This is a genomic window from Pseudomonas sp. KCJK9111 (genome assembly GCF_046231935.1).
GTDB classification, from domain to species: domain Bacteria; phylum Pseudomonadota; class Gammaproteobacteria; order Pseudomonadales; family Pseudomonadaceae; genus Aquipseudomonas; species Aquipseudomonas parafulva_B.
Genome location: NZ_JBJJMO010000144.1, coordinates 1 through 319, shown reverse-complemented (window position 1 = coordinate 319; position 319 = coordinate 1). Strand labels below are relative to the sequence as shown.

Annotated in this window: 1 protein-coding gene; it reads left to right on the top strand. The window is 57.1% G+C overall.

The genetic code is table 11. The annotated features are described in order from the left end of the window. A partial coding sequence (locus ACK59L_RS21545; protein ID WP_409275974.1) for an immunoglobulin-like domain-containing protein occupies positions 1-319 on the top strand: 319 nt, incomplete at both ends.

Sequence of the window (319 nt, the reverse complement as noted above, 5' to 3'; positions counted from 1 at the left end):
CATCAAAGCCGGCCAGACCGCTGTTTCCTACGAACACGCGGCGCAAGGCGACGACGTCTACAAAGACTCGGGCGAAATCAGCCTGGGCATCAAGTCGGCAGCAGACGCTGGCGGCCGCACCTTCGAAAATCTGCAGTTGGGCAACGATGCCTCGGTCAAAGTGACCGATACCATCGACGAAGTTGTAGCCAAGCTGACTGCTACTGACTCGGTTTCCGAAGGTGGTCAGATCACCTACACCGTGACCCTGATCAACAAAGACGGCTTGCCGATCGACAAACACGGCGCGCTGACCTTCACACTGGATGATGGCAAGACT